Origin of the sequence: Nocardia testacea NBRC 100365 (assembly GCF_000308775.1) — a bacterium.
GTDB classification, from domain to species: Bacteria; Actinomycetota; Actinomycetes; order Mycobacteriales; family Mycobacteriaceae; genus Nocardia; species Nocardia testacea.
In genome coordinates, this window is sequence record NZ_BAGJ01000122.1 from 1 (window position 1) to 4,217 (window position 4,217).

6 protein-coding genes and 1 pseudogene are annotated in these 4,217 nt (G+C 71.9%); 2 read left to right on the forward strand and 5 right to left on the reverse strand.

What is annotated here, in order from left to right; genetic code table 11:
• The 4 genes from ON38_RS16975 to rimP all read right to left on the reverse strand — a co-directional run.
• A partial coding sequence (locus ON38_RS16975; RefSeq protein ID WP_039825805.1) for a translation initiation factor IF-2 N-terminal domain-containing protein occupies positions 1–374 on the reverse strand: 374 nt, incomplete at its 3' end.
• 108 nt (positions 375–482) lie between these two features.
• Complete coding sequence (locus ON38_RS38210) at positions 483–965, reverse strand: YlxR family protein (RefSeq protein WP_373281227.1); 483 nt, start codon at positions 963–965, stop codon at positions 483–485.
• Positions 962–1,990 carry a transcription termination factor NusA gene (nusA, locus tag ON38_RS16980; protein WP_039825806.1) on the reverse strand — a complete coding sequence of 343 codons (1,029 nt, stop codon included), beginning with the start codon at positions 1,988–1,990 and terminating at the stop codon, positions 962–964. The genes ON38_RS38210 and nusA overlap by 4 nt, the downstream gene beginning before the upstream one ends.
• On the reverse strand, positions 1,987–2,610 hold the full coding sequence (gene rimP / locus ON38_RS16985; protein ID WP_039825807.1) for a ribosome maturation factor RimP: 624 nt from the start codon (positions 2,608–2,610) through the stop codon (positions 1,987–1,989). Before rimP ends, nusA begins: the two co-directional genes overlap by 4 nt.
• A 159-nt stretch (positions 2,611–2,769) precedes the next feature.
• On the opposite strand from rimP, the gene ON38_RS16990 reads away from it, so the two are divergent.
• Positions 2,770–3,333: a hypothetical protein gene (locus ON38_RS16990; RefSeq protein WP_306306677.1), complete on the forward strand. Its 564-nt coding sequence runs from the start codon at positions 2,770–2,772 to the stop codon at positions 3,331–3,333.
• Positions 3,330–3,764 (forward strand): ferritin-like domain-containing protein, encoded by a 435-nt coding sequence (locus ON38_RS16995; RefSeq protein WP_039825809.1) that lies wholly within the window; start codon positions 3,330–3,332, stop codon positions 3,762–3,764. Before ON38_RS16990 ends, ON38_RS16995 begins: the two co-directional genes overlap by 4 nt.
• Before the next feature lie 12 nt (positions 3,765–3,776).
• Here the strand turns inward: ON38_RS16995 and ON38_RS37055 are convergent.
• Positions 3,777–4,217 (reverse strand): annotated as a pseudogene (locus ON38_RS37055) (hypothetical protein); the annotation flags it as partial.

Genomic DNA, 4,217 nt, shown 5'->3' on the forward strand with positions numbered 1-4,217 from the left:
GCGGGGCCGGGACGCGGACCCGCGGGTCTGGGCGCGTTTCCGGCGGCCGGAGCCACGGTGGACTCGGCGGTCGGCGTGGTATCGGCCGGGCTCGGGGCCGCGGGGGTGCGCGGACCGGGACGCGGACCGGGCGCCGCGGGTTTCGCCCCGCCCGAGGGGCCGGGGCGCGCGGTGGTCTTGGATCCGTTGGATCCGGATTTCGCCGGGGCGGATTTCGCCGCGAACGATTCGCGCAGCCGGCGCGCGACGGGTGCCTCCACCGTCGACGACGCGGACTTCACGAACTCGCCCTGCTCCTTGAGCTTCGCGAGTAGTTCTTTACTCGTGACACCGAGTTCTTTGGCCAACTCGTGCACGCGGGCCTTGCCTGCCACTGCTCTCCTCACTGAGAGGTCGAGCAGTGCCGCCCGCCTGCTGGCGGGGACCCGCACGACCTCGGGTTAACTCCGATGGACGTTCATCGTTGGTACTTCACGGTGTGCTCATGAGTGCTCGTGCCTGTTCTCGAGGTGTTGCTCCACGGCTGAGATATCCAGATGTCCGGACACTCGTAGTGCTCTGCCGATCGCTCGGCGCCGGACCGCTGTGCTCAGACAAGCCGAAAGGGGGTGCAGCCACGCACCCCGGCCGGGAAGTCTGCGCCGTGGATCGGGAACGATCGTGACGGCATCCGCACCGTCACCGGTGGAATGGCCGTACGCCACGATCCGCAGCAGTTCGGGGACCGGTTCGCGTTTCCGGCAACCGACACACGTACGCACCGGAGCCACCGAGCGCCGAAGCGCCGAAGACTCACCACCGCGTTCGCGAGCGGTAACCGAAGACTCGGACCGAACCACACACCACTCTACCGCTGCCCGCGGGCCGGGCTCCAACCCCGCCCCCGATGACGTCGCCCACGGCGAGTCGGCGCGGCGAGTTGCCTGGTCCCGGACCGGCCGACGCGCGGCCCCCGATTCGGTCACCGGCGATGCGCCTCCGTCCGTACCGCGCCACCGGCGTCCGGGGCTGCGTCACTGCGGATATCGATCCGCCAGCCGGTGAGCCGGGCCGCGAGGCGGGCGTTCTGGCCTTCTTTGCCGATGGCCAGCGAGAGCTGGAAATCCGGGACGATCACTCGCGCGGCCCGGGCATCCGGATCCACCACTGTGACGGAAACCACTTTGGACGGCGACAGCGCATTACCCACGAACGTCGCCGGATCTTCGGCGTAATCGATGATGTCGATCTTCTCGCCGGCCAGTTCGCTCATCACATTGCGGACGCGCTGCCCCATCGGTCCGATACAGGCTCCCTTGGCGTTCACCCCGGAGACCGTGGAGCGCACGGCGATCTTGGACCGGTGGCCCGCCTCCCGGGCCACCGCCACGATCTCCACCGACCCGTCCGCGATCTCGGGTACCTCGAGCGCGAACAGGCGCCGGACCAGATTCGGGTGGGTCCGCGACAGCGTGATCTGCGGGCCACGCGGCCCGCGCGACACCCCCACCACGTAGCACTTGATCCGGTCGCCGTGCTCGTAGCTCTCGCCGGGCACCTGCTCGGCGGACGGGATCAGGCCCTCGGTCCCGTGCAACTCGCTACCGATCCGCACCACCACCGTGCCGCGGGCATTGGCGCGGGCGTCGCGCTGCACCACGCCGCCGACGATATCGCCCTCGTGGGTCGAGAACTCGCCGAACGACTTCTCGTTCTCGGCGTCGCGCAAGCGCTGGAGGACGACCTGACGGGCGGTGGTCGCCGCGATCCGGCCGAAACCCTCAGGGGTGTCGTCCCATTCGGAGATCACATTGCCGTCTGCATCGAGTTCGGTGGCCAGCACCCGCACGACTCCGGTGCGCTGATTGATCTCGACCCGGGCGTTGGGTTGATGCCCCTCGGTGTGCTTATAGGCGGTGAGCAGCGCGGATTCGATCGCCGAGATCACGGTTTCGATCGAGATCCCCTTATCCGCCACGATGGCGCGCAGGGCTTCGATTTCGATGTTCATTCCATGGTCCCTTCGGTCGAATCGGACGCGGCGACAGCAGTTCCGGTGAGCTCCGCGGCGTCCGCTCCCGCGGGTGGGCGGCCGGCGGCGACGCCCCCGGCGAGTTCGAGTTCGCGCGCGTTCGGTGGGGAGAACTCCACCTCCACCACGGCGCGCGCGATATCGGACAGACCGACGCTCGCCAGGCGCGGTCCGGGTTTGCCACTCAGCACCAGCGCGATCCGGTCGTCCTCGAGGACTCCGATCCGGGCGGTGAAGCGCGTCGGCAGGCCCGGTTCCGGAGGCGCGACGCCCGGTTTCAGGGTGATCTCGGCCTTCCGGCCGCGCGCCCGGCGCCAGTGCCGGGGGGCGGTGAGCGGGCGGTCGATCCCGGGGGTGGTCACCTCGAGCAGGTACCAGGCGGCCTCGAATTCGTCGTCCGCGTCGTCCAGGCAAGCCGACACCTGCGCGCTGAGTTCGGCGATACTGTCCAGGTCGGCGCTGCGGTCACTGTCCACGATAACCCGGACCCGGGTCTGGCCCGCCGCGGTCGAAACCTCGACACCCTCGAGATCGAATCCTCGACCGGCGACGAGTCCGGCGACGAGCCGGCTCACCCTCTCCTCGGTCGGCATGGGCATATGGGCAGCTCCTGGTTCAGTTGTCACGCGGACGGAAATGTTCTGTGCCGGTGACCTAGCGTAACGCGCCCGCAGAAGGTAAAGGACCAGCGGTCGGCGGTAAGTCCGCGCGGTGGTGCCCACGGCCGGGCGCCCGGTCCGGTCTGGCACGATGGTCCGGTGACCGAGCGCGTTACCGACCGGCCCGCGGCCGGGTGTCCCCGCGGCCCCTCCCTCGACCGGCCGGGCAGCGTCCGCCGGATGAACCGCCGTACCGCGCTACGGGTCGCGGGCGGCGGCACGGTCGGGTTGTTCGCGGCCGGCACCCTGGCCGCCTGCGCGGAAGATCCGATCACCGAGCCGGATGTGCTGGTCGCCCAGGAGTTCTCGGCCCGCAACGATGCCGCGGCGGCCACCGCCGCCATCGCCATCGAGCCGCAGCGCACGGACGCGCTCACCGTCATCGCCGCCGAACGCACCGCGCACGCGGCGGCCCTGCGCACCGAGATAGATCGGGCGATCGGTGTCTACGGTGACGGCACGACCCCCGCCGTACGCACTCCCGCGCCCACCACGACCCCGGCTCCCGACGCGCCGCCGAGTATCGCCGCGCTCCGCGACCAGTTGACGGCCTCGCAGCGGGCCGCGTCCGATCTCGCCGTCACCCAGTCCGGCTACCGGGCGGGGCTGCTCGCGTCGATCAGCGCCGCCTGCGCGGTCCAGGTGGGGGTGCTGCTGGTATGAGCGGCACCGAACAGCAGGCGCTGCGGGAAGCCCTCGACGCCGAATACGCGGCGATCTACGCCTACGGCCTGATCGCCGCCCATACCGGCCCGGAGCTGCGGCGCACGGTCAACGAGCACACCGCCGCGCACCGCGCCCGCCGGGACGGCACCGTCGACCTCCTCACCGGCGACGGGGCCGCCGTGCCGCCTCCCGAGCCCGCCTACACCGTGCCCGGCGAGATCACCGATCCGGCGTCGGCCGCGCGGCTGGCCGTCGTGGTGGAAACCGATACCGCCGTGGCCTGGCGCGCGGTGATCGAGCACGCCGGCACCGAGCTCGTCCGGCGTACCGGGCTGGACGCGCTCACCGAATCGGCCGGGCGGCGCGCCGTCTGGCAGGCCGCCGCCGGCGTCACCCCGGCGACCACCGCGTTCCCCGGGCAACCCTGATCGGGCGCCGGTTCAGGACGGTGCCCATTCGGTGCGGTTGGTCGAGTTCGGTCGATCGGGCCGCGGCCGGGGCCGGGGGAAGACCGTCTCCTCCTGACCGCCGCGCCCGCGCGCCCAGGGTGCCCTGCCCCGCGGCGGGCGTTCCTCCGGGGTGAGGGATCCGAGCCCGCCGGGCATCCCGGGGGCATAGGGCATCGACGAGCCCGCCCCCGAGTTCCACGGTGTGGACCCGGGCGCAGAGCCGGATGCCTGCTCGGCGCCGGCCGGAGTCCATGGCGTGTGATGCCCGGTCGCCGGGGTCATCGGCTCACCCGGCGGCAGCGCGGCGTCGGTCCCGGGCGGGGCGTCCGCGGCGGGGGCCGGCGCGGGCGGTTGCTGCCCCGGGTCCGGGGGTGCGGGGCGGTCTCGAGTGATTTCGGAGCCGGACCGGCGGTGTTCGGGCCGGGATGCTCC

What these genes read in the sequence shown, in the direction of transcription:
- nusA (WP_039825806.1), bottom strand. Translation starts at nt 1,990, where the DNA reads ATGAACATCGAAATCGAAGCCCTGCGCGCCATCGTGGCGGATAAGGGG.
- rimP (WP_039825807.1), bottom strand. Translation starts at nt 2,610, where the DNA reads ATGCCCATGCCGACCGAGGAGAGGGTGAGCCGGCTCGTCGCCGGACTC.
- ON38_RS16995 (WP_039825809.1), top strand. Translation starts at nt 3,330, where the DNA reads ATGAGCGGCACCGAACAGCAGGCGCTGCGGGAAGCCCTCGACGCCGAA.